Origin of the sequence: Paenibacillus sp. FSL R7-0333 (assembly GCF_038000365.1) — a bacterium.
Classification (GTDB): domain Bacteria; phylum Bacillota; class Bacilli; order Paenibacillales; family Paenibacillaceae; genus Paenibacillus_AQ; species Paenibacillus_AQ silagei.
In genome coordinates this window covers 4156790-4178854 of record NZ_JBBOBZ010000001.1, presented here as the reverse complement: position 1 = coordinate 4178854, position 22065 = coordinate 4156790, and the positions used below count along the sequence as shown (strand labels likewise).

Annotated in this window: 25 protein-coding genes and 1 tRNA gene; 23 read left to right on the top strand and 3 right to left on the bottom strand. The window is 52.4% G+C overall.

Annotated features, from left to right (window positions below; all coding sequences use genetic code 11):
* Window positions 1–83: 83 nt before the first annotated feature.
* From rpsP to MKY86_RS17570, 5 genes are all read left to right on the top strand, one after another.
* The gene (rpsP, locus tag MKY86_RS17590; protein WP_036701203.1) at window positions 84–356 is read left to right on the top strand and encodes a 30S ribosomal protein S16; all 273 of its coding nucleotides are present in this window, start codon (window positions 84–86) and stop codon (window positions 354–356) included.
* A gap of 22 nt (window positions 357–378) precedes the next feature.
* A complete protein-coding gene (locus MKY86_RS17585) occupies window positions 379–609 on the top strand; it encodes a KH domain-containing protein (RefSeq protein WP_020432321.1) in 231 nt (76 codons plus the stop codon).
* Window positions 610–713: 104 nt separating this feature from the next.
* Window positions 714–1238, top strand: coding sequence for a ribosome maturation factor RimM (gene rimM / locus MKY86_RS17580; protein WP_076078589.1), 525 nt, complete (start codon window positions 714–716; stop codon window positions 1236–1238).
* A complete protein-coding gene (trmD, locus tag MKY86_RS17575) occupies window positions 1238–2038 on the top strand; it encodes a tRNA (guanosine(37)-N1)-methyltransferase TrmD (protein ID WP_076078795.1) in 801 nt (266 codons plus the stop codon). Before rimM ends, trmD begins: the two co-directional genes overlap by 1 nt.
* Before the next feature lie 921 nt (window positions 2039–2959).
* A tRNA-Pro gene (locus MKY86_RS17570) sits at window positions 2960–3033 on the top strand.
* A gap of 102 nt (window positions 3034–3135) precedes the next feature.
* On the opposite strand, the gene MKY86_RS17565 is transcribed toward MKY86_RS17570, so the two are convergent.
* Window positions 3136–3330 carry a hypothetical protein gene (locus MKY86_RS17565; RefSeq protein WP_076078591.1) on the bottom strand — a complete coding sequence of 65 codons (195 nt, stop codon included), beginning with the start codon at window positions 3328–3330 and terminating at the stop codon, window positions 3136–3138.
* A 228-nt stretch (window positions 3331–3558) separates the two neighbouring features.
* Here MKY86_RS17565 and MKY86_RS17560 point away from each other — a divergent pair, with 228 nt between their 5' ends.
* Window positions 3559–3816: a hypothetical protein gene (locus MKY86_RS17560; protein ID WP_076078592.1), complete on the top strand. Its 258-nt coding sequence runs from the start codon at window positions 3559–3561 to the stop codon at window positions 3814–3816.
* Between the two features lie 75 nt (window positions 3817–3891).
* Here the strand turns inward: MKY86_RS17560 and MKY86_RS17555 are convergent, their stop codons facing one another.
* Window positions 3892–4839, bottom strand: a complete 948-nt coding sequence (locus MKY86_RS17555) for a hypothetical protein (protein ID WP_076078594.1) — start codon at window positions 4837–4839, stop codon at window positions 3892–3894.
* Window positions 4840–5028: 189 nt separating this feature from the next.
* Between MKY86_RS17555 and MKY86_RS17550 the strand changes: the two genes are divergently transcribed.
* The 12 genes from MKY86_RS17550 (at window position 5029) to MKY86_RS17495 (ending at window position 14793) form a co-directional block, all read left to right on the top strand.
* Window positions 5029–5412 (top strand): hypothetical protein, encoded by a 384-nt coding sequence (locus MKY86_RS17550; protein WP_143803687.1) that lies wholly within the window; start codon window positions 5029–5031, stop codon window positions 5410–5412.
* 146 nt (window positions 5413–5558) lie between these two features.
* A complete protein-coding gene (rplS, locus tag MKY86_RS17545) occupies window positions 5559–5903 on the top strand; it encodes a 50S ribosomal protein L19 (protein WP_036701215.1) in 345 nt (114 codons plus the stop codon).
* 256 nt (window positions 5904–6159) lie between these two features.
* Window positions 6160–6780, top strand: a complete 621-nt coding sequence (gene lepB, locus MKY86_RS17540; RefSeq protein WP_036733573.1) for a signal peptidase I — start codon at window positions 6160–6162, stop codon at window positions 6778–6780.
* Between the two features lie 38 nt (window positions 6781–6818).
* Window positions 6819–7682 (top strand): ribosome biogenesis GTPase YlqF, encoded by an 864-nt coding sequence (gene ylqF, locus MKY86_RS17535; RefSeq protein ID WP_036733575.1) that lies wholly within the window; start codon window positions 6819–6821, stop codon window positions 7680–7682.
* 366 nt (window positions 7683–8048) lie between these two features.
* Window positions 8049–8666 (top strand): ribonuclease HII, encoded by a 618-nt coding sequence (locus MKY86_RS17530; RefSeq protein ID WP_081751445.1) that lies wholly within the window; start codon window positions 8049–8051, stop codon window positions 8664–8666.
* A gap of 167 nt (window positions 8667–8833) precedes the next feature.
* On the top strand, window positions 8834–10480 hold the full coding sequence (locus MKY86_RS17525; RefSeq protein WP_340827279.1) for a hypothetical protein: 1647 nt from the start codon (window positions 8834–8836) through the stop codon (window positions 10478–10480).
* The gene (locus MKY86_RS17520) at window positions 10477–11109 is read left to right on the top strand and encodes a hypothetical protein (protein ID WP_340827277.1); all 633 of its coding nucleotides are present in this window, start codon (window positions 10477–10479) and stop codon (window positions 11107–11109) included. Before MKY86_RS17525 ends, MKY86_RS17520 begins: the two co-directional genes overlap by 4 nt.
* A complete protein-coding gene (locus MKY86_RS17515; RefSeq protein ID WP_036724639.1) occupies window positions 11106–11408 on the top strand; it encodes an EscU/YscU/HrcU family type III secretion system export apparatus switch protein in 303 nt (100 codons plus the stop codon). Before MKY86_RS17520 ends, MKY86_RS17515 begins: the two co-directional genes overlap by 4 nt.
* On the top strand, window positions 11405–11791 hold the full coding sequence (locus tag MKY86_RS17510; RefSeq protein ID WP_036724640.1) for a YraN family protein: 387 nt from the start codon (window positions 11405–11407) through the stop codon (window positions 11789–11791). The genes MKY86_RS17515 and MKY86_RS17510 overlap by 4 nt, the downstream gene beginning before the upstream one ends.
* Window positions 11792–12059: 268 nt before the next feature.
* A complete protein-coding gene (locus tag MKY86_RS17505; protein ID WP_083677976.1) occupies window positions 12060–12341 on the top strand; it encodes a hypothetical protein in 282 nt (93 codons plus the stop codon).
* 34 nt (window positions 12342–12375) lie between these two features.
* Window positions 12376–12885, top strand: coding sequence for a metallophosphoesterase (locus tag MKY86_RS17500; RefSeq protein WP_076078600.1), 510 nt, complete (start codon window positions 12376–12378; stop codon window positions 12883–12885).
* 210 nt (window positions 12886–13095) lie between these two features.
* Complete coding sequence (locus tag MKY86_RS17495) at window positions 13096–14793, top strand: YifB family Mg chelatase-like AAA ATPase (RefSeq protein WP_076078602.1); 1698 nt, start codon at window positions 13096–13098, stop codon at window positions 14791–14793.
* A gap of 104 nt (window positions 14794–14897) precedes the next feature.
* On the opposite strand, the gene MKY86_RS17490 is transcribed toward MKY86_RS17495, so the two are convergent.
* Entirely contained in the window at window positions 14898–15326 is a 429-nt protein-coding gene (locus MKY86_RS17490) for an organic hydroperoxide resistance protein (protein WP_076078603.1), read from the bottom strand.
* Window positions 15327–15474: 148 nt separating this feature from the next.
* On the opposite strand from MKY86_RS17490, the gene MKY86_RS17485 reads away from it, so the two are divergent.
* From MKY86_RS17485 to topA, 5 genes are all read left to right on the top strand, one after another.
* Window positions 15475–15945, top strand: coding sequence for a MarR family winged helix-turn-helix transcriptional regulator (locus tag MKY86_RS17485; protein ID WP_036724645.1), 471 nt, complete (start codon window positions 15475–15477; stop codon window positions 15943–15945).
* Between the two features lie 414 nt (window positions 15946–16359).
* Window positions 16360–17517: an ADP-forming succinate--CoA ligase subunit beta gene (gene sucC / locus MKY86_RS17480; protein ID WP_036724647.1), complete on the top strand. Its 1158-nt coding sequence runs from the start codon at window positions 16360–16362 to the stop codon at window positions 17515–17517.
* A gap of 35 nt (window positions 17518–17552) precedes the next feature.
* Window positions 17553–18482, top strand: a complete 930-nt coding sequence (gene sucD, locus MKY86_RS17475) for a succinate--CoA ligase subunit alpha (RefSeq protein WP_036692470.1) — start codon at window positions 17553–17555, stop codon at window positions 18480–18482.
* Between the two features lie 251 nt (window positions 18483–18733).
* Complete coding sequence (dprA, locus tag MKY86_RS17470; RefSeq protein WP_076078605.1) at window positions 18734–19852, top strand: DNA-processing protein DprA; 1119 nt, start codon at window positions 18734–18736, stop codon at window positions 19850–19852.
* 99 nt (window positions 19853–19951) lie between these two features.
* Window positions 19952–22048 (top strand): type I DNA topoisomerase, encoded by a 2097-nt coding sequence (gene topA, locus MKY86_RS17465; protein ID WP_036724648.1) that lies wholly within the window; start codon window positions 19952–19954, stop codon window positions 22046–22048.
* The last annotated feature ends 17 nt before the right edge of the window (window positions 22049–22065 follow it).

Genomic DNA, 22065 nt, shown 5'->3' with positions numbered 1-22065 from the left:
GGCAGAGCCCTTGGGGCCCTCCCTTCGGGAAGGGAGGGTTTGGGAGGGATCGAAAACGATATTCTTTTAAGGAGGTGAATTTCGTGGCAGTACGTATTCGTTTGAAAAGAATGGGAGCACATAAAGCGCCTTTCTACCGTGTAGTGGTTTCCGATTCCCGGTCTCCTCGTGACGGCCGTTTTATCGAGGAAATCGGTTATTATAATCCGATCGAAGTACCGGCAGTCGTTAAGATTGACGAAGAGAAGGCTCTTAAATGGCTTCAGACAGGTGCACAAGCATCTGATACCGTCCGCAACCTGCTTTCCAAAGCTGGCGTGATGAAGAAGTTCCATGAGTCAAAGCTTCAGAAATAATGACTGATTGCGAGGGTCCTCTATGGAAGAATTAGTTGGTGTTATTGCTAAGGCTTTAGTGGATCATCCGGAGGATGTGGCCGTACGGACCGTGGAGAAGGATCACCTGATTGTCTATGAGCTCTCCGTGCATCCTGATGATGTCGGTAAGGTCATCGGCAAGCAGGGGCGGATCGCCAAAGCGCTTCGTACCGTAGTCACATCTGCAGCAGTCAAAAGTGATAAACGCGTTACCGTGGATATTTTATCTTAAGGATGCGCACAAGGAGGGGCTAGGGATAGTATATCCCGGCTCCTTTTTGTTGAAAATATAAGAATTTATAGGCTGTACGCAATCAACGTGAAGGAGATGAACACATGACAGAAGAGTTAACCGTAGGCAGGCTGGTGAACACGCACGGCATTCGCGGGGAGATCAAAATCCTGTCGCATACCGATTTCCCGGAAGTGCGGTTCGCGGCCGGTAACAAGCTGCTGCTGATTCCCGCAGACGGAAGCCCGAAATTCGAGGTGACGATCGAATCGGCGAGAGAGCATAAAGGGATGTATATCGCCAAGCTTAAGGGGTATACGAACATTAATGAGGTTGAGAAATACAAAGGCAGCATGCTCAAGGTGCCTAGTGATAATCTGGTTGAGCTGCCGGAGAACGAGTATTACTTCCACCAGATCGTAGGCTGCGAGGTCTATACGGATGAAGATGCCAGCCAGCCGCTGGGAACGATTACGGAGATTCTGCAGCCCGGGGCCAATGATGTCTGGGTAGTGAAGCCGAAGAAGGGCCAGGATATTCTGATTCCGGTTATTAACGATGTAGTGCTGGACGTCAATATTGCAGCCAAAAAAATCACCGTGCACCTCATGGAAGGGCTGCTTCCATGATCCGCATCGATGTGCTGACGCTGTTCCCGGATATGTGTGAGGGCGTGTTCGGCACCAGCATTCTCGGTAAGGCCCGTGAGAAGGGCATTGCTTCACTGAATACAGTGAACTTCCGCGACTTCTCGGGCAACAAGCATAACAGCGTGGATGATACGCCTTACGGGGGAGGGGGAGGCATGGTGCTGAAGCCTGACCCGATCTTCGCAGCGGTGGAGCATGTACTGGCTCAGAGTAACGCTGGCGGTGAGCAAGGGGACACAGACACTGAGAACACAGAGGCGGTGAAGCCGCGTATTATTCTGATGTGCCCCCAGGGCCGGACGTATAACCAGCAGATCGCCGAAGAGCTCGCACAGGAGCAGCATCTGATCTTCATCTGCGGTCATTATGAGGGCTATGACGAGCGAATCCGTGAGCATCTGGTGACGGACGAGCTGTCGATTGGCGACTATGTACTGACCGGCGGTGAGCTGCCCGCTCTGACAGTAATAGATTCGGTAGTGCGTCTGCAGCCGGGGGCACTGGGCAATGAGACCTCTGCCATCTCCGACTCCTTCAGCACCGGGCTGCTGGAGTACCCGCATTATACCCGCCCGGCAGAGTTCCGGGGCTGGAAAGTGCCGGACATGCTGCTCAGCGGACATCATGCCAATATCGAGGTGTGGCGGCGTGAGCAGGCGCTGCAGCGTACCCTCGAACGCAGACCGGATCTGCTGGAGACAGCGGAGCTGACAGTGAAGGACAAGCAGACGCTGAAGCGGCTGCAGGAGCAGGCAAGCCTTAAGAAGAATGAACTGTAAATTTGGGCCTGAATAGAGTCATAGCTGGCGTCTTTCTAACGTATATTACGTAAGGGAGGCGTTTTTTGCTGTGTTCTGAGAACCGGGAACGGGAATTACGAACGAGAACGGATAGGCATAGAAGAAGTTTTGCCAGCGAAATAAATACGAGCAGATGTGCGTCAATACCCTTTTTCTAGGGTAATGAATAGAGGTGCCGCAAGTAGACATGCAGCTATAGACGCAGCTAGCTTAATTATCGAAAGGAATGACTGAAGTGACTACGAATACGCATGAATCATTCAAGCCAGCCGTGGACACTGTCCACAAGGAGGCGGAGCCGCTCCGCACGGTAAGTGATATTATTGATTTTTATAAGAATCGTAAATCGTAATCTTATAATCGAAGAAATGAATTAGACCTGGAAGCAGGTTCAATAGGCTCAGTAATACAGCAAATTCCACAAATAACCGCTGAAGACAGACGAACCCCAGGTTCGCTGGCTTCGGCGGTTATTTGTTTGCCGGGTGCGATGAGTACGGGCAAACAAAAAAAGACCGTCCGAAGACGGTCTCTCTACCCGAGGCGCTAGTTTGTAACTTTGATCCGTATCCCGCGCCACCAAGACTTAATCATTCAGCCGTTGGTCCGGGTAAGGGATACGTTCAGCATGTCATGCTTGATGTGAACGCACCTCCTTTCCTTGTGCCAAGAGTATAGCACAGCCTTTACGGAAAATCCATTAAATTTTAATGGGATATGAAAAAAATAGTGAACTCAATAAAAATAGTGAACTCTATTTGAAACTGCTGAACTAGTGAGGTATATTTATAGTATATCAGTAAGTAACCGCTTACCGGCATATTATGCATTAGATGAACGTATGTTAATCGTAGGGATGCGGCAAACGTAAGTATGAAGTAATGGATTGATTTGCAATGTCGGGGTATAGCGCAGCCTGGTAGCGCGCACCCTTGGGGTGGGTGAGGTCGCAGGTTCAAATCCTGTTACTCCGATTTTCCCGTTTTCGTGTAACGCAAAAAAACACTTCCGTCAGCGCATCACGCTCTGTAGGAAGTGTTTTTATTTAGGTGATAAGGCCCATGTGTGCGGTTAAGCTAAAACCTGCCCCTGTCTCCATCCCGGCGGGTAAGCATGATAACTCCCGTGACCAGTGAATACAAGGCAACAACCAGAAGTAATACAATGGCCCAAGTATAATTGCGCACCGTGTAGGTGAGCGAAGCGAAAATGATAAACCAGGCGATCCGCAGTACTCCTTCATTAATAAAACGTCTGCCTGCTGTACTCATGATTCCTGCCTCCTTTTGGATTGTAGAAGATTGTTCACAACCGTAAGCGTTTAATTGATTTTGTTACTTTAATATTACCCCTTTTTACACAAAATTGATACACAATGTTCACAAGTTCTTCATTTCACAACTATTTTACATATAGACAATTGCTGCGTGACGATAGCCGTTACCGGCTTATCCCTCCCCTCATAAGATACAGAACCACGATTAAGGAGGAAACAGCAGATGGAAGCTTATTATAATTGTCTCCATTGCAAGGATAAGCGTGTACGCATTATGACTACTGACGGCAAACGCCATGAAGGAATTATTGTGGATGTGGACCGGAATAATGTGTATCTGAAAACAAAGGGCAATGGCAGAATGCAAACTTCGGCCTTCTATCCGGGCGGTGCAGGTAACTATTATGGCGGATACTATGGCTACGGCAGCCAGATCCTGACCTTAAGCCTGTTCACGCTTCTGGCAATTGCGTTAATCTGACGATAGTCTGATCAACACAAAAAGTGGGCTCCTGGAAGTCAGGAAGGCCCACTTTTTGCGTCACTATAGGATGATCTAATTAACAGATATGGCTCCGATCTGCGTGGTTAACGATACCAGCGGACCGCCGCCGTTATAATCCTTGGGTGTACCGTTGTCGGCGCCGGAGATGTGGCCGAGCTCACTGCGGGCTTTGACCGTACATGCGGTTGATGCTGACAGATCGGCGGAGATTCTTCCAATATCGCTCTTGGCCTTGAGACTGCTGCCCTTTGTCATGCCGGATACCCCAAGCTCAATACTTCCCGTATTTGACTCCACACTGGACTTGCCTGTGAATATGGTGTCTTGAAGGATGATGCTGCCGACATTGCTGTTAATCTCAAAAGTTCCCTCAAGCCCGCGGAGCAGGACGGTGCCTACATTATTATCAATCTCAAACCGGTCAACGGTCTCTGGAATCCCGATTACATAATTAATGCTGAAGTTGGAATCCCCATACTCATGCTGCGCCCATTCCCAGAGATCCCTCTTCGAATTGCCTTCACCATGAGCAGAGACGATTAGAGCGTCTCCTTTATGTTCAATAGAAATTTCAGTATGATCCAGCACACCGGATACCAGCTTGTGGCCAGTCTGCTCATGGACAATGACGGTGGCCTGGACAGTAATCTCGTCACCTGAAGCGGGCACTACTGCGACTTCCCCCACTGCATTATCCAGCTTAAGAACGGAAGCCGAAGCAATAGGCAGGGAGGTGGAGAACTCCCGGCTGATTCCATTGGTGTTCATTTGCTCTTTAATCATACCTGCTGTGTTCTGGATGGCGTCACCGACAGCAGCACTGGCATCGCTGAGACTCTGCTTCACGGCTTCTGCCGCCTCCTGCTTGAAGCTGCCGGAGATCGTCTGCTCCAGTTGGTTATCTGCCGCTTCCTTGCCGGGAAGCTCCCGGCAGCCGGTAAGTGCAATAGAAAACACGGCCATGGCTGCAATAATTGCTGTACTGTGATGTTTCTTCATTATATAGGCCCTCCTAAAGGCATGATTATTTGCTTATGTATACTCAGTATTATATATTATGGGAAAACACTGGATAACAGCCTGGCGGCGGGTTGTTCTACTGGACTATAGTCCAGGAAGCTTAGCTACTACATTTTAGAGAGGCATTATGGTACACTGTCGTTAGATGAAGGACCGGAAGAATGAAATGTGACAGCTGGAGGGCCGGCACGGAAGCAGACCCAGGAGACGGTCTGTTTACTATTTGGACTGAACAAGTCAGAGGGGCGGATGAGCCAAATGCAGTATGCAGCATTCCTGATCGTTGTGTTGGTGGGTGCAGTTGTCTATACCGTGTACCGCAGCCGGATAAGCCAAGAACAGTCTGAAACGCCGAAGCAAGGGAAGGCCAGTAATGTGATTTCTATGGAAGGGCACCGTAAGGCCAAGCAGAATGCTGCGGAGCAGCAGTGCTCCTCCTGTAAGAAGAAGAACGGTAAGCTGATTTTTTATGCCCAGGATGACGGAAGTGTGGTCGGACTCTGCAAGGATTGTAAGGTGAAGGCGAAGAAACGGGATATGCTGCCGCTTTAAAGAATAAATATATGTTGCATGAGCCTGTCTTTTATGATAAAATTACTTCTGTTGTGTGGAATACGGTGGTCCTCTGCGGATAATGAGGGAGAGCAACGGCTCTCCGGAAGAGGCAAGAACACCTGTACGGAAGGAGGAAGTCCTTAATGAATATCCTACAAGCAATTACACAAGAGCAACTTCGTAAAGATATCCCGAGTTTTCGCCCGGGTGACACTTTGAAGGTGCATGTAAAAGTTATCGAAGGAACTCGTGAGCGTATCCAGCTGTTCGAAGGCGTTGTAATTAAACGTCGCGGCGGCGGTATCGGTGAGACTTTTACGGTTCGTAAAATCTCTTATGGTGTTGGTGTGGAAAGAACATTCCCAGTCAACTCCCCTAAACTCGAGAAAATCGAAGTGGCTCGCCGTGGTAAAGTGCGTCGTGCGAAGCTGTATTATCTTCGTGACCTGCGCGGTAAAGCTGCAAGAATTAAAGAAATTCGTCGCTAGAATAGTGACAAAGGAAAGGGGCTTGAATTCAAGCCCCTTTCGTTTATTTCTTGTGATTAAAGAATTGTGGATCCCCGCAAAGTACCTGAGTAAGCACGAAGTTAAAGCATCACTTTGTGGGGTTTTTAGACATATGTGCCTTAGGAACAGCTTCTCCGAAAAGGCCTCCTGAAGGAGTAATCGCGGGGGAGTTTTTGGCAGGAGCTTTTTTGTATTGTATAGTGGAGATAACAACTGATGGAGAGGACGGTGAACTATGCAGCAGGATTTGCAGCAAGGGCAAGGCGAAGTGATTGATTCTAACGGCCAGAGCCCCCGGAAGCCAAAGAATGAAGTCCTGGAATGGATTAAAGCGATAGCGATTGCATTGGTTCTGGTTATTCTAATACGCTGGCTTTTGTTCAAACCGTTTATCGTAGACGGCCCTTCCATGAAGCCTAACTTCCATACCGGAGAACGTGTGATTGTTAATGAAATTCTCTACGATATCCGCAAGCCGGAGCGCGGGGAAGTCATTGTGTTCCATGTGCCCTCTGAGGGCCGGGATTTCATTAAACGTGTCATTGGTGTGGCAGGCGATACAGTCACAGTTGAAGGGGATGTCGTTACAGTTAACGGAGAGCCTGTGAACGAGACGTATATCCAGAGCGCGATTGATGATGCGCATAATAACAACATCTTGTACAACAATAAGAACTTCCCGAATGAGCAGTTTACGGACAACAAGGTGCCGGAAGGCCATGTGTTCGTAATGGGGGATAACCGCTCTGACAGTACGGACAGCCGGATGATCGGTTATGTGCCGCTGGGGGATATTGTCGGCCGTGCAGACCTTATTTTCTGGCCGGTGAAGAATATCTCATTGATAAATCATTAATTATTTTAAGCTGACAGAAGTCAAAGGAGGTGACGGCATTGGCCATTCAATGGTTTCCTGGTCATATGACGAGGGCTAGACGGCAAATCGAGGATAAGCTGAAGCTAATTGATGTTGCAATAGAACTGCTTGATTCCCGTCTGCCGATCTCGAGCCGCAATCCGATGATTGACGATATTTTGCGGGACAAGCCAAGGCTGATTATTCTGAACAAAGCGGATCTGGCCGATCCGGAAGCTACACGCAAGTGGCTGGCTTACTTCAAGGCGCAGGGTCATGTTGCCTATCCGGTAGATGCTTCAACTGGCACCGGGATTAAAGAAATTCCGGAGCAGGTGAAGCTGCTGCTGAAGGATAAGATCGACCGGCAAATTGCCAAGGGTATGAATCCGCGTGCGATGCGGGCACTGATTGTGGGCATTCCCAACGTAGGCAAATCGACTCTCATTAACCGGATGGCTGGAAAAAATATTGCGATTACCGGTGACCGTCCGGGGGTTACCAAGGGCCAGCAATGGATTAAGACCGGCGGCAGTCTGGAACTACTGGATACGCCAGGGATTCTCTGGCCGAAATTCGAGGACCAGACGGTAGGCTATAAGCTGGCAGTAACCGGGGCCATTAAGGAAGAAATCCTGAATATTGAGGATATCGCTTATTATGCGGTGAAGTATCTGGTGAAGGATTACGGAAGCCGGTTCCAGGAACGCTTCGATATCAGTAAGCTGCCGGAGGACTTAGAGAACCCGGACGAAATCGTGGCCGTTATGGAAGCAGTCGGTCGTAAGCGCGGTTGTCTGATGAGCGGCGGCCGAGTGGATCTGGAGAAGGCTTCACGCGCGCTGCTGCATGAGCTTCGTGCAGGGAAGCTTGGACGTTTCACGCTGGAGACACCTGAATAGTAGAATACTGTATGGAATGGAAGAGCCATCCGTGAAAGTGGGGTGGCTCTTTTTTTGCGTGTAGGCGGGGAATGGGGCGGCGTAGCAGATGTGTTGTATGAAATGCAGGAATGTCCTCGTTTAGTCAGCTTGAGGGAAGAGAAATGCTGTTATTCATACAACTTTTTTGGATTTGCGCAGTATTAATGAAGGGATTGTTGTATTCAGTGCAGAATTTTAAGATTCTGAGACTGGGATTGGATGGAAATGAGTGCAAGTTCGAAGTTCTTATGGAATTCGAATTCTGTCATATATTCGTAGGAAGATCATAGATGTAGCTTACTTTAATTTTAATGGGCAGGTGGAGAGACAGTGAGTGAGATCGATATGCTTGGGTATGAAAAAGAAGGCTGGGAACAATCCTTCCGTCACATCGCAGGTGTGGATGAAGTGGGGCGGGGCTGTTTGTTCGGAGATGTGGTGGCCGCAGCGGTAATTTTGCCGGCGGGGCTGATTATTGAGGGTGTGGATGATTCCAAGAAGCTGACGGCCAAAAAGCGGGATGCTCTGTATGAGACCATTATGGAGCAGGCGCTGGCGGTAAGCTTAGGGCATGTGGAGGCGGCGGTGATCGATGAAATTAATATTAAGCAGGCTTCGCGTCTGGCGATGCGCCTGGCGGTAGAAGGATTAAGCCAGCAGCCGGACTATATGCTGATTGATGCGGAGAAGGTGGACCTGCCCTTGCCGCAGCGTGCCATCATTAAAGGGGATGCCAACAGCCAGTCGATTGCTGCCGCCTCCATTGTAGCCAAGGTGACACGTGACCGGCTCTGTGAGGGCTTGTGGGAGGAATTATACCCGGATTACGGGATCAAAGTACATAAAGGATATGCTACCAAGCTGCACCGTGAACAGATCAAGGCACTGGGTGTAACTCCGATGCACCGGCGCAGCTTCATCGGCAATATTCTTGCCGAGCAGGAACAGTTGTCTTTATTCTAAAAATATAAGAATGTATGGTTTCACGTCTACATTATCCTTCTATTTCTCGCTGAAACGGTGCCGTCCTCTAAAAGGATGGCATAGCAGTTTCCACTTGGCGTATCATCCCGATAATCACAAATGAAGGCGAAATACCGATATAAATAGAAAGAAGGGAGGCGGACAACATGAACATCGGATCACTGGTTCGCGGTTTGCTTGGCGACAGCAAGGCGGGGGAGGCCAAATCTGTAGAGCTTAAGGAAGGTCAGGTTGTTCGCGGCGTTGTGCTAAGCGTATCCGATTCCGGAAAAGAAGCTGTGGTACAGATTCAGGGAACGCCGGTACGGGCTGAACTGGAAACACCGCTGGCAGCCGGTCAGACGCTGAACCTGCAGGTGGGTGCACCAGGAGAAGGCGGCTTGCCGGTGCTTAAGCCGGTCTCTCTGGGGGAGGCGGCTATGGTCTCGCCGCAGAGTATGGGCGAGGCACTGGAGTCGCTTGGACTTGCCAATTCCAAGGCGGGACGGGAGATTGTTCAAGCGATGCAGGCCGGAGGGCTGGCCTTCACCAAGGAGACTGCAGCGAAGCTGGACGCAGTCATGAATGCCAAACCTCCCGGTGTCCCTGCCTCAGAGTGGCTGGAGGCGGCTGTAATATCAGTGAAGCGCGGTTTGCCTGTAACGGCTGAGACGGTGAAGGGGCTGCAGCAGGCTGTATTCGGACCGAAGCTGCATGATCTGCTGGCGAAGCTGGAGACTGCGCTGAACGTCTGGGTGCAGCAAGGGGAAGACGGCGACGGATCAGGTCAAGCTGCGGGGAATAGCAGACCTGCGGGTGGGCTGCTGGCAGGTGGAGCAAATGCCGGTCTGGCTGGTAATACTCCAGCAGCCGGTGCTCTTCCGGGAGGAGCTGCCGGGGTGAATACTCAGGCAGGAGTAACCGGTAATGCGGGCACTTCGCAGGCTGCTGGCAGTGCCAATGGACAAGCTGCGTTAGTACCAACGGGAGATGCGGAGCCGGCAGGAAGCGGGAATGCGGTTGGAGCGCGAGAAGGTTCTGGGAATACGGCTGGATCGGGTGCTGTAGCGGGAACGCGTGGCGAAGGAGCGGGGAACGCGGCAGGAGCGCGTGATGGTGCGGGAATTGCGGCTGGAGTGCGTGAGGGTGTGGGGAACGCAGCTGGAGTGCGAGAAAGCGCAGGGAACGCGGCAGCGGTGCGTGAAGTAGCGGGGAACGCAGCTGGAGTGCGAGAAAGCGCAGGGAACGCGGCAGCAGCGCGTGAGGGTGCAGGGAACGCAGCTGGAGTGCGAGAAAGCGCAGGGAACGCGGCAGGGGCGCGCGAAGGTGCGGGAATCGCAGCTGGAGTGCGAGAAAGCGCAGGGAACGCGGCAGGAACGCGTGAAGGTGCGGGAATCGCAGCTGGGGTGCGTGAGGGCGCAGGGAACGCAGCAGGAACGCGTGAAGGAGCGGGGAACGCAGCTGGAGTGCGTGAGGGCGCGGGGAACGCAGCAGGAACGCGTGAAGGTGCGGGGAACGCAGCTGGAGTGCGTGAGGGCGCGGGGAACGCAGCAGGAACGCGTGAAGGTGCGGGGAACGCAGCTGGAGTGCGTGAGGGCGCGGGCGTTGCCGCGCAGGCGCAGAGCGCTGCGGGGCCGGCCCTGCTCGCGAAGCTGCAGGGCGTGCTCTCCGAGCTGCGCGGCACTCTGCCGCAGCTCGCCGAAGCGCCGCCCGCCTCCGGCGCGGCGGGCGGCAGTGCAACCCCTGCGGCTGCGCAGCCGCAGGGGAACCCGCCGCCACCCAGGGGACAGACCCCTGGGTGGGGCGGATCTTGAAGCTGCTCGGTGCGGAGCACGAGCAGCAGATCCTGCGCGGCGGCGGGGCGCACACCGCCGCCGCGCAGGCAGCGTCCGGCGGCGCAGAAGATGCCGCCGGTACGCTCAAGGGCGTGCTGCTGCAGGTACTGGGCAGCAGCGAGGCCCCGCCCGCGGTGAAGGAAGCCGCGGGCCAGCTGGTGCAGCAGCTTACAGGCCAGCAGCTGCTGCTGAATACAGACCGCACCGCGCCGTTCGCGCAGGTGACGATGTTCCTGCCGCTGCACGGTCCGGATGGCCGGGAGACGGCCTCTGTCCAGATCCAGTCGCGGCGCGGCAGCAAAGGGGAGCTCGACGCGGCGAATTGCCGCTTGTGGTTCGATCTGGACATGAAGCAGCTCGGCCAGACGATGGTCGATGTGCAGGTGGTCGACCGCATCGTCAGCCTGAAGCTGCATAACGATGAACCTTGGGTACTGGAGCTGCTGGAGGGCCGCCGCGAGGAGATGAAGGCGGCGGTCGAAGGCATAGGCTATCAATTGTCCAGCCTGCGTACGGAAGCATTGCCGGAACGGAGCGTGGCCGCTGCTGCGGTGAAGCCATCCGATTATGCTCCGCAGGAGTACAAAGGAGTAGATTACCGCATATGAGTGAGTCTGAGCAGAAGGTTCCGCAGAATCTCAAGAAGGCAGTGGCGCTCAAATATATTCCGGGCCAGAGCGATGCGCCGGTGGTTGTCGCTAAGGGGCAAGGCTCGGTAGCGGACATCATCCTGCAAAAGGCAAAGGAAAACGGAGTAGCGGTGCAGGAGGATGCGGCGCTGGTAGAGGTGCTGTCGAAGCTGGATCTGGACCAGCAGATTCCGCCTCAGCTCTATCAGCTGGTGGCTGAGATTCTCAGCTATGTATACCAGAGTGACCGGACAGCTGGTGAACGGAGACAGAAGTGAGCCATAACGGAGACGGCAGAACCTACACCCGTCAGGAGAAAGGCGCTGCTGCCGAGCAGGCGGCCCGAATGTATCTGACTTCGCGGGGCTACCTCATCCGGGATTATAACTGGCGCTGCCGTAGCGGAGAGCTGGATATTATCGCGGAGTATGAAGGCGCTCTGGTCTTCATTGAGGTGCGCAGCCGGAGCGGCTCAGCCGTGCAGGGCACTGCGGAGGAGTCGGTCGATGCACGCAAAATCCGTCAGGTGAGAGAGACAGCCCGGGTCTACCTGCACATGCAGGGACTGCAGCCGGCTGCAATTGCTTTTGATGTGATTGCTGTACAGCTTCAGCCGGATTTAAGCATCGCCTCCCTGCGGCATCTCCGGGAAGTCTTTTAGCTGTCTCTGTTTTGCAAAAACCGGGTAAAATTTAACAATTATCCTTGACAGATGCCGGACTTCATGGGTCATTTCTCAAAAGAAGTGGGTAAACATTAGTGTAACTTTTAATGCCACCATGAGGAGGGCTGCCGGAATGAGGAATCAATCAATGAATATACAGGTAAGCTTTACTTGCCAAAATTGTGAGCATAATATAGTAGCGGAACTTGGCGCAGAGCCCTTATCCGTTGTATGCTGCAGTAATTGTAATAAGACATTTACCGTTATGCGGCCTGCAATAGCGGAAGAGATATTGATTGACTGGGAGAATGAAGCGTTATTCCACAAGATGCGTGCTGAGAAAACCCAAGACAGCAACAGCAGCCTCTTGTCACTGGTCATCAATGTGATTGAGCTGCTGACCTGGCGCGACAAGGGTAACGGGCAAGTGGAGGCCATTAAGGAAATGCGCAAATGGCTGATCGAACACGAGGAAGCTCCGCCGGTGGCGGAATTAATACAAATGGATGTGAACCGGCGCGGAGCCAAACGGAAGTGGAATGAATAAGCAATCCAGCACTTAGCGAAAGCGGGGAGCGATCTTGTCCAACGAATTTTTTACCTCAGATCATCATTTTGGCCACAAGCTTATCATTGATTTTGAATCGCGGCCTTTTGCCAGTGCGGAAGAGATGGACAAGGTGATGGTTGCGAACTGGAATGCAGTCGTAAGAGAGGAGGACACGATTTTTCATCTGGGGGACTTTTCTTTCAGGAATCAAGAGGATACCCGTAGCATTGTGTCTGCCTTGAACGGGTACAAAATACTGATTCTTGGCAATCATGACCGTGGACGCGGACGGGGCTGGTGGCTGGAAGCCGGATTTGATGAGGTCAGTGAGTATCCGCTGATATACAAGGAGTTTTTTCTGCTCTCGCATGAGCCGATGTATATGAACAAGCATATGCCTTACGTGAATGTGCACGGTCATATTCATGGACAGAAATATGAGGGCAATCATCACTTTAATATTTGTGTGGAGCACTGGAATTACACCCCGCTGTCCTTTGAACAGATAAGGAATTCGGTGGTAGCCAGTGAAGAAGGCTGAATAAAATGATTCTTTGGTCATAGTTGCATATTTATGCAAGACGATTAAAAGCTGATTTTTGTGCAGCACTATATACGCAATAACCTTGCATGTTGTGTAGGGTTTTAGGTATACTGAGTGTAATTGAGCTTACGGAAAAAGAGGAAGCACCTTTTTTCCTGGAAACGAACGCCCGTTGCGGGTGTATTTCTGGAGAAGAGGTGCTTATTTGTGTACGGAAAAATGCATAGCGCATGCCTGTATGGTATTGAAGGTGTAATGATCGGAGTAGAGGTGGATCTGGCTAACGGCTTGCCGCAGACCCATATTATCGGCCTGCCGGATTCGGCAGTCAGGGAAGCGGTGGAGCGGGTACGGTCCGCCGTCAAGAATTGCGGTTACAGCTATCCCCAACAGCGGGTGACGATTAATCTGGCCCCGGCGGACCTGCGTAAGGAGGGCTCGGCGTTTGATCTGGCGATTGCCCTGGGGATACTGACGACCAGCGGCCAGCTTGTTATGCCGGAAGCCGGGCAGATGCTGCTGATTGGTGAGCTTGCGCTCGACGGAAGTCTGCGGCCGGTAAATGGGGTATTATCCATGGCCCAGGCTGCGCGGCAAGCCGGGATTCATGCTGTTCTGGTACCGCCCGGCAATGCGGCTGAAGCTGCGTTGATTGCGGGAATGAAGGTGTACACTGCCGGGCATTTGCGGGAGCTGCCTCAGCCCGGTCAGCTTCCCCCGCCGAATCCGATTGAACAGTCTGAAGCAGCCGGATCAGACTTGCCCTTGCCGCAGGCTGATTTGCCGTTTCCGGTATCGGTATCTGTGAGTGCTGAAGCGTCCTCAAGGAAGCGTCCGCCCGTTCTGGCGTTGTCCCTGGACCATTTGAGATACCATTCTGAGCCAGCGGAGAATATTCCCTCCCAGCTTGCGGTGAAGCAGCCGATGAATGAAGATTACAGCGATGTTATCGGCCAGAATCATGTGAAGCGTGCCCTTACGATTGCGGCAGCGGGAATGCACAATATTATTCTGATCGGCCCTCCAGGTACGGGGAAGACTATGCTGATTAAGCGGTTACCCGGAATTCTTCCCGATCTTAACGATCAAGAATCGCTTGAGGTGATGAAGATATTCAGTGCTGCCGGGAAGCTTAGGGACGGAGGGAGCGGGTTGCTGCGTGACCGCCCGTTTCGTTCACCGCATCATACCATCTCGGCAGCCGGATTGATCGGCGGGGGCGGAATTCCGAAGCCGGGGGAGGTTAGTCTCGCACACCGAGGTATTCTCTTCCTGGACGAGCTGCCCGAGTTCTCCCGGACTGTGCTTGAAGTGCTCCGCCAGCCGCTGGAGGATGGGGTTGTCACCATCAGCCGGGCGCGGGCATCCTTCACCTTCCCTGCCCAGTTCCTGCTCGCTTGCTCCATGAATCCCTGCATGTGCGGATTTCTTGGTAGTGGCAACACGCATCAGCGGTGCAGCTGCAGTCCGGCCAAAATCGCCCAGTACCGGCGCAAAATCTCGGGCCCGCTGCTGGACCGGATGGATATGCAGGTTGATGTGCCGCATCCAAGAGAAGGCGACAGGAGTGTACCTCCGGTCTCGACGGCACAGATGTGCTCTCAGGTTCTGCGGGCTCAGGCGATTCAGGCGGAGCGGTATAGCATCCTGCCGATCTCCTGGAACAGCGAGCTGTCCGGGGCGGCGCTTCGCCGTTATGCTGCACTGCGGCCGGAAGAGGAGATGCTGCTGGACAGTATTCTCGAGAGTCTCGGGCTCAGCATGCGGGCGCATGACCGGATTATTAAGCTGGCCCGCACGATAGCCGATCTGGAAGCGGCGGAGGAGATTGGCGCTGCGCATCTGGCCGAAGCGGTCCAATACCGCAATCTGGACAGGCAGGTCATGGTGGAGGAGGAAGCCTGATACGCCAAAACCCCCGTCCGGGGCCGCCGGGCAGGGGAGGGCATGCTGAAACGGTATCGTCCTTTAAAAGGACGGCAATGCCGTTTCCACTTGTGAAGCTATTCTTACAGCACGTTCAATTCTACTTCGATGTTACCACGGGTAGCACGGGAGTAAGGGCATGCGCCATGAGCTTCTTGTACCAGCCGTTCAGCGGTCTCACGGTCAACACCCTTGACCAGAACATCCATCTTCACGGCAATGCCGAAGCCGCCGTCTTCCACTTTGCCGAAGCTGACAGTAGCCGTTACTTCAGAGCCTTCGATCTTTACCTTGCCCATACGTGCAACCATATTCAGAGCGCTGTCGAAGCAAGCGGAATATCCGGCTGCGAACAGCTGCTCAGGATTCGTGCCTTCACCGCCGGCGCCGCCCATTTCGCGTGGTGTGCTGATCGCAAGATTCAACTTAGGGCTGTCGGATTCGATAGAACCCTGTCTGCCGCCTACGGCTTTTACTGTTGTTTCGTACATTTTCTGTTGGATGGTCATCATATTAAATCGCTCCCGTTCGTTTTTAAATTGTATTGTACACAACTTAATTTAACACAATTAAAATAAAAGTCAATCTATTTTCCGCTATTAACATGATATTATGGATGAATTGTGATAAACTAATGTCACAAAGGCAGGTGAAGAAGAAATGCAAAAAGAATCCACTACAACCCCTGAGCTTATGCTGGAGAACCAGCTCTGCTTTACGATTTATGCCTGTTCGCGTGAATTTACGAAGCTATACCAGCCTCATCTGGATAAGATCGGATTAACGTATTCGCAGTATCTGGTTATGCTGGTCCTGTGGGAGAGACAGCAATGTACAGTCAAGGAGCTGGGAGAAGCTTTGTTCCTCGATTCAGGCACGCTGACTCCGCTGCTCAAGCGGCTGCAGGCTGCAGGACTAATTTTGCGTGAACGTTCTTTGCAGGATGAGCGGAAGGTGCTGATTTCATTAACACCCCAAGGCTTGGCGCTACGGCAGGATGCTATGGGCATTCCCGGCAAAATGGCAGAAGGCACGATGCTCTCTCCGGTAGAGTTCATAGATTTGCTGGGACAGTTCAAAAATCTCCTGAACCGGGTGCATGAAGCTAACGTTAGCAATTCGAAATCGTAGTCTCGCTCCCATATAAGAGTATAGGTTTCACCGTCCTGAATAAGGGCGGTTAAGCCGTTTTACGCATGAATGTCAATGCAATCGTTCGCATTCCGGCATGAAACCGAGCGAAAATGTATGTATAAATAGTGAAAGTTTTTAAGGAAAGCGCTTATAAAACATGTTACAATATTCTGGGTTTCACATTCTGGCATATAGGTAATTATAGATATCACTATTGTGATAGGTTCTATATGCTACTTGCAGAGAACTGTACCGGTTGCAGCGTATGCTTCAGGTGCCGGCGCTCTGCTTGTACCGGGATATTGCCGGTTAACAACCGGTCTGGCCCCGGCTTTGGACAATCAAAACGGAATGCGGAATGACCGCAGGCTGCCTGCACAGGTCACCGCAACACTTTAGGAGGCTTCCGGAATGAATATCCACGAGTATCAGGGAAAAGAAGTACTTAAGAAGTATGGCGTAGCCGTACCGAACGGAAAAGTTGCTTATACAGTGGACGAAGCCGTAGAAGCTGCCGCAGCGCTGGGTACACCTGTGGTTGTAGTCAAAGCGCAGATTCATGCTGGCGGACGCGGCAAAGCCGGCGGCGTCAAGGTGGCGAAGAACAGTGATGAGGTTCGCGCGTATGCGTCCGAGATCCTCGGCAAGACACTGGTGACCCATCAGACGGGACCCGAAGGCAAGGTAGTAAAGCGGCTGCTGATTGAAGAGGGCTGTCAGATTGTCAAAGAATATTATATCGGTCTGGTTGTGGACCGCGCTTCCGGACGGGTCGTCATGATGGCATCCGAGGAGGGCGGTACGGAGATTGAAGAGGTGGCAGCTACACATCCCGAGAAGATTTTCAAGGAAATCGTTGATCCGGCGGTTGGGCTTCAGACCTTCCAGGCGCGTAAACTGGCTTACAGCATTGCCATTCCTCCCGAATTGGTGAACAAAGCGGTCAAGTTCATGCAAGCGCTATATCTGGCTTTTGTGGATAAAGATTGCTCAATTGCAGAGATCAACCCGCTGGTCGTTACTGCAGACGGTAATGTGATGGCGCTTGATGCCAAGCTTAACTTCGATTCCAACAGTTTGTTCCGCCACAAGGATATCCTGGAGCTGCGTGATCTGGACGAAGAGGATGCCAAAGAAATCGAAGCGTCCAAATTCGACCTTAGCTACATCGCACTTGACGGCAACATCGGCTGTATGGTGAACGGGGCGGGCCTGGCAATGGCGACTATGGATATCATTAAATATTATGGCGGCGAACCGGCCAACTTCCTGGATGTAGGGGGCGGTGCGACGACTGAGAAGGTAACGGAAGCTTTCAAAATCATCCTGTCCGATGACAAGGTGAACGGTATCTTTGTTAATATTTTTGGCGGCATTATGCGTTGTGATGTCATCGCTACCGGTGTAGTCGAAGCGGCAAGACAGCTTGGCTTAACCAAGCCGCTGGTCGTACGTCTTGAGGGCACGAATGTGGCACTGGGCAAGGAGATTCTCGCCGGCTCCGGACTGAATATCGTTGCTGCTGATTCCATGGCGGACGGTGCCCGCAAAATCGTTGCTCTTGTGTAATATTCGACAATAAAAGTGAGGATGTGACCTATCGCATGAGCATTCTTGTAGATAAAAATACGAAAGTCATTACCCAGGGAATTACCGGCGCTACGGGTTTATTTCATACAAAAGGTGCGCTGGACTACGGTACTCAGATGGTTGGCGGTGTAACTCCGGGCAAGGGGGGGACTACGGTTCAGATTACCCTGGACAACGGCACGGAGAAAAGTCTGCCTGTCTTCGACACGGTTGTTGCCGCCAAAGCAGCCACTGGTGCAACTGCAAGTGTCATTTACGTACCGCCTGCTTTTGCCGCAGATTCGATTATGGAAGCGGTGGATGCGGAGATGGACCTGGTCATTTGTATCACAGAAGGCATTCCGGTGCTGGATATGGTCAAAGTGTCCAGATACATGGAGGGCCGCTCCACGGTGCTGATCGGTCCCAACTGTCCGGGTGTCATCACACCTGGAGAATGCAAAATCGGCATTATGCCGGGTTATATTCATAAGCCGGGGTATGTCGGTGTAGTCTCCCGAAGCGGAACCTTGACCTATGAGGCCGTACATCAGCTGACGGAGCGCGGAATCGGCCAATCCTCAGCGGTAGGCATCGGGGGCGACCCGGTGAAGGGCTCGGAGTTTATCGACATCCTGAAGCTTTTCAATGAAGATCCGGGCACCAAGGCTGTCATTATGATCGGTGAGATCGGCGGGACGGCGGAGGAAGAAGCTGCACTGTGGATCAAAGAGAACATGACCAAGCCGGTAGTGGGCTTCATCGGCGGGGTTACGGCACCTCCAGGCAAACGGATGGGCCATGCGGGAGCAATCATTTCAGGCGGTAAAGGGACGGCGAGCGAGAAGATCGCTGTGCTGGAGTCCTGCGGCATTAAGGTAGCTCCAACACCTGCTGAAATGGGCTCTACTCTTGTCAGCGTGCTTGAGGAACGCGGCATCCTGAATGCCTTCACGACCCACTAGAGCGTTTCTTACGCTAGTTCGAAATGTTTTGGGGTCCCCGCAAAGTACCTGAGTTATCATCGAAGCTAAATCTCCACTTTGTGGGGTTGTTTTGTCACAGCTTTTCCTGCCGAAGCAGGTATAATGAATGTTGAAGGTAAGCAACCTTTTGTCCCGGATGACGCGGATGAAAGGTTGCTTTTTTTTGGTTTAAGTCAATTCGGTTTAAGACAATAAGGAAGGCTGGCCCTTCCGCACGGGAGAGAATACATATGGAAATTCGGGAGCTGTTGTTCGGTCTGCATGAGATGGAAGGGATTGGCTGGAAAAGTATCGACAAGATCCGCCGGGCAGGTCTTTTGACGAATGCTGTCTTCTCCTGTTCTGCTGAGGAGTGGGAACGGGCTGGAATCAGCGGTGTAATATCCGCCCGGCTGGCGGCAGACTTCAATGAAGCATGGGTGCTGAAGCGCCGCTCTTTAATGGAAGAAAGCGGTGTAGCGATGGTCACTATTCTGGATGATCACTACCCAGTACAGCTGAGGGAAACCCCTCAGCCGCCTTGGGTATTGTACTATCGTGGCCGTCTGGAGTTGGCTTCCCGTCCCTCTGTTGCTATGGTGGGGACCCGGGTGCCTACCGCTTATGGGCGCAGGGTGGGGGAGATGCTGGCGGGACAGCTAAGTGCAGCCGGTCTCACGGTTGTAAGCGGCCTGGCGAGGGGGATTGACAGTGTCTGTCATGAAGCGGCGTTAGGCGGAGCAGGAGGGACCATTGCGGTGGTGGCAACCGGCTTGGACAAGGTCTATCCTCCGGATAACCGTGAGCTGGAGCGGCAGATTTCGCGGGAAGGGCTGGTTCTTAGCGAATATCCTATCGGAACTCCGAGTCATCCCGGATTATTCCCGCAGCGCAACCGGATTATCGCTGGCTTGTCGCTGGGAACACTGGTGGTGGAGGCAGACAGCCGCAGCGGGTCCCTGATCACCGCCGATGCTGCGCTTGAAGCAGGCCGGGATGTGTTTGCCGTGCCGGGGCCGCTGACCTCTCCCAAGAGCAGAGGGGCACTGGAGCTGATTAAGCAAGGTGCGAAGCTGGTCACCTGTGCCTCAGATATTGTGGAAGAATACGTCTCCAGCCTGCCTTCCAAGGGGGCTGCATCAGCTTCAGCAGGCGCAGTAGAGCGGGAGAGTCCAGCCGATCTGATGGAAAAGAAATTGACAAGTGAGGAGCTGCACCTTTACCATATACTGCATCAAGGCCCGTTTACACTCGATGAGCTGCTCACGTCAACGAGGTGGGATTTTGGACATTTGCATTCAGTTCTGTTATCTTTAATCATAAAAAAAGCGGTAACACAATTACCGGGTGCAATTTATAAGGTAATTTAATATAGAAGTAACTGTGGTAAGCATAGACTTCCTGGTGCAGCCGGGTCCTAGGACTGGTTCAGGAGGTGATCTGCTTACGAACTTTTGGGAGGAAAACCTATGGCAGATGCGTTGGTTATTGTAGAATCACCATCAAAAGCGAAAACGATTGGTAAATATCTGGGCAGCAAATATATTGTTAAGGCATCAATGGGGCATATCATAGATTTGCCAAAAAGCCAGATCGGTGTGGATGTGGAGAATCAGTTTAATCCCAAATATATAACGATCCGCGGCAAGGGCTCTATCTTGAAGGAACTTAAGGATGCCAGCAAAAAAGTGAAAAAAGTCTATCTCGCAGCTGACCCGGACCGCGAAGGGGAAGCTATTGCCTGGCATTTGGCAAATGCGCTGAATTTGGATAACACACAGGAATGCCGCGTGGTCTTCAATGAAATTACCAAGCAGGCGGTAAAGGATGCCTTCAAGACACCGCGCAAAATTAATATGGATCTGGTGAACGCCCAGCAGGCGCGGCGGATTCTGGACCGGCTTGTCGGTTACAAGATTAGCCCACTATTATGGAAGAAAGTCAAAAAAGGCCTCTCCGCCGGACGGGTACAATCGGTAGCGGTCAAGATTGTTATGGACCGGGAGAATGAAATTTCTGAATTCATTCCTACAGAATACTGGAGCATTACTGCCCGGCTAGCGATTCGGGATTCTGAATTCGAAGCCAAGTTCCACCGGCTGAACGGCGAGAAGAAGGAATTGGGTCAAGAGAGTGATGTGCAGGAAGTGCTGGAAGCGATTAAGAACGCGGCCTTCCAGGTCAAAGAAGTGAAAGAGAAGGAGAGACAGCGGCATCCATCCGCTCCGTTCACAACAAGCTCCCTGCAGCAGGAGGCTGCCCGTAAGCTGGGCTTCCGCGCCTCCAAGACGATGTCTGTTGCACAGCAGCTCTATGAGGGAGTGGAGCTGGGCAAGGAAGGCACTGTCGGGTTAATCACTTATATGCGTACAGATTCCACGCGTATATCCACTACCGCACAGGATGAAGCCAAGGAGCTGATCCAATCCAAATACGGTGAGAAGTTCATTCCCGAGACACCGCGTCAATATTCCAAGAAGGCTGCGGGCGCCCAGGATGCGCATGAAGCGATCCGTCCGACCTCTGCGCTGCGTGAGCCGGATACGGTCAAGGAATTCATGAGCCGTGATCAATTCCGGCTGTATAAGCTCGTATGGGAGCGTTTTGTGTCCAGTCAGATGTCTTCCGCGCTGCTGGATACGTTATCGGTAGATATTACAGCCGGTACAGCGATATTCAGAGCGGTAGGGTCCAAGGTCTCGTTCCCGGGCTTCATGAAGGTGTATGTGGAAGGCAATGATGACGGCACAACAGACGAAGAGAAGTTCCTGCCGCCGCTGAAGGCAGGCGATGAGTTGGTGAAGCGAGAGATTGAGCCGAAGCAGCATTTCACCCAGCCGCCGCCAAGATATACAGAAGCCCGTCTCGTCAAGACGCTTGAGGAACTGGGCATAGGCCGTCCAAGTACGTATGCGCCGACCCTGGAGACGATCCAGAAGCGCGGGTATGTGGCGATTGAAGAGAAGAAGTTCATGCCGACAGAGCTTGGAGAGCTAATCATAGAGCAAATGGAAGAGTTCTTCCCGGAAATTCTCAATGTGGAATTCACCGCCCATATGGAAGGGGACCTTGACCATGTGGAGGAAGGCGCGGAGGATTGGGTGAAGGTACTGGCCGAGTTCTATGAATCCTTTGAGAAAAGACTCCTATATGCGGAAGAAGAAATGAAGGAAATCGAGATTGAAGATGAGGTCTCCGATGAGCTGTGTGAGAAATGCGGCAAGCCGATGGTCTATAAGCTGGGCCGGTTCGGCAAATTCCTGGCCTGCTCCGGATTTCCGGAATGCCGCAACACCAAGCCGATCATTAAGGATATCGGTGTAAGCTGTCCGAAATGCCATGAAGGCAAGGTAGTGGAGCGGCGCAGCAAGAAGGGGCGTGTCTTCTACGGCTGCGACCAATATCCGGGCTGTGACTTTGTCTCCTGGGATAAGCCGTCAGTGAAGCCGTGTCCGGCTTGCGGCTCCTGGATGATCGAGAAGCGCAACAAGCAGGGAACCAAGCTGCAGTGCACCTCATGCGATCATACAGAGGCTGTAATCGAGAGCGATGAGTTAGCAGAATAATAGGGTCACAGGAGGAA

Bases quoted from the DNA above. Each gene is read 5' to 3' on its own strand.
- MKY86_RS17505 (WP_083677976.1), top strand. From the start codon at position 12,060: ATGCGGCCTGCAATAGCGGAAGAGATATTGATTGACTGGGAGAATGAA.
- dprA (WP_076078605.1), top strand. From the start codon at position 18,734: ATGGAAATTCGGGAGCTGTTGTTCGGTCTGCATGAGATGGAAGGGATT.
- MKY86_RS17530 (WP_081751445.1), top strand. From the start codon at position 8,049: ATGCTTGGGTATGAAAAAGAAGGCTGGGAACAATCCTTCCGTCACATC.
- topA (WP_036724648.1), top strand. From the start codon at position 19,952: ATGGCAGATGCGTTGGTTATTGTAGAATCACCATCAAAAGCGAAAACG.
- MKY86_RS17485 (WP_036724645.1), top strand. From the start codon at position 15,475: ATGCAAAAAGAATCCACTACAACCCCTGAGCTTATGCTGGAGAACCAG.
- sucD (WP_036692470.1), top strand. From the start codon at position 17,553: ATGAGCATTCTTGTAGATAAAAATACGAAAGTCATTACCCAGGGAATT.
- rimM (WP_076078589.1), top strand. From the start codon at position 714: ATGACAGAAGAGTTAACCGTAGGCAGGCTGGTGAACACGCACGGCATT.
- sucC (WP_036724647.1), top strand. From the start codon at position 16,360: ATGAATATCCACGAGTATCAGGGAAAAGAAGTACTTAAGAAGTATGGC.
- lepB (WP_036733573.1), top strand. From the start codon at position 6,160: ATGCAGCAGGATTTGCAGCAAGGGCAAGGCGAAGTGATTGATTCTAAC.
- MKY86_RS17525 (WP_340827279.1), top strand. From the start codon at position 8,834: ATGAACATCGGATCACTGGTTCGCGGTTTGCTTGGCGACAGCAAGGCG.
- rplS (WP_036701215.1), top strand. From the start codon at position 5,559: ATGAATATCCTACAAGCAATTACACAAGAGCAACTTCGTAAAGATATC.
- MKY86_RS17565 (WP_076078591.1), bottom strand. From the start codon at position 3,330: ATGAGTACAGCAGGCAGACGTTTTATTAATGAAGGAGTACTGCGGATC.
- MKY86_RS17555 (WP_076078594.1), bottom strand. From the start codon at position 4,839: ATGAAGAAACATCACAGTACAGCAATTATTGCAGCCATGGCCGTGTTT.
- MKY86_RS17490 (WP_076078603.1), bottom strand. From the start codon at position 15,326: ATGATGACCATCCAACAGAAAATGTACGAAACAACAGTAAAAGCCGTA.
- MKY86_RS17585 (WP_020432321.1), top strand. From the start codon at position 379: ATGGAAGAATTAGTTGGTGTTATTGCTAAGGCTTTAGTGGATCATCCG.
- MKY86_RS17560 (WP_076078592.1), top strand. From the start codon at position 3,559: ATGGAAGCTTATTATAATTGTCTCCATTGCAAGGATAAGCGTGTACGC.
- MKY86_RS17515 (WP_036724639.1), top strand. From the start codon at position 11,106: ATGAGTGAGTCTGAGCAGAAGGTTCCGCAGAATCTCAAGAAGGCAGTG.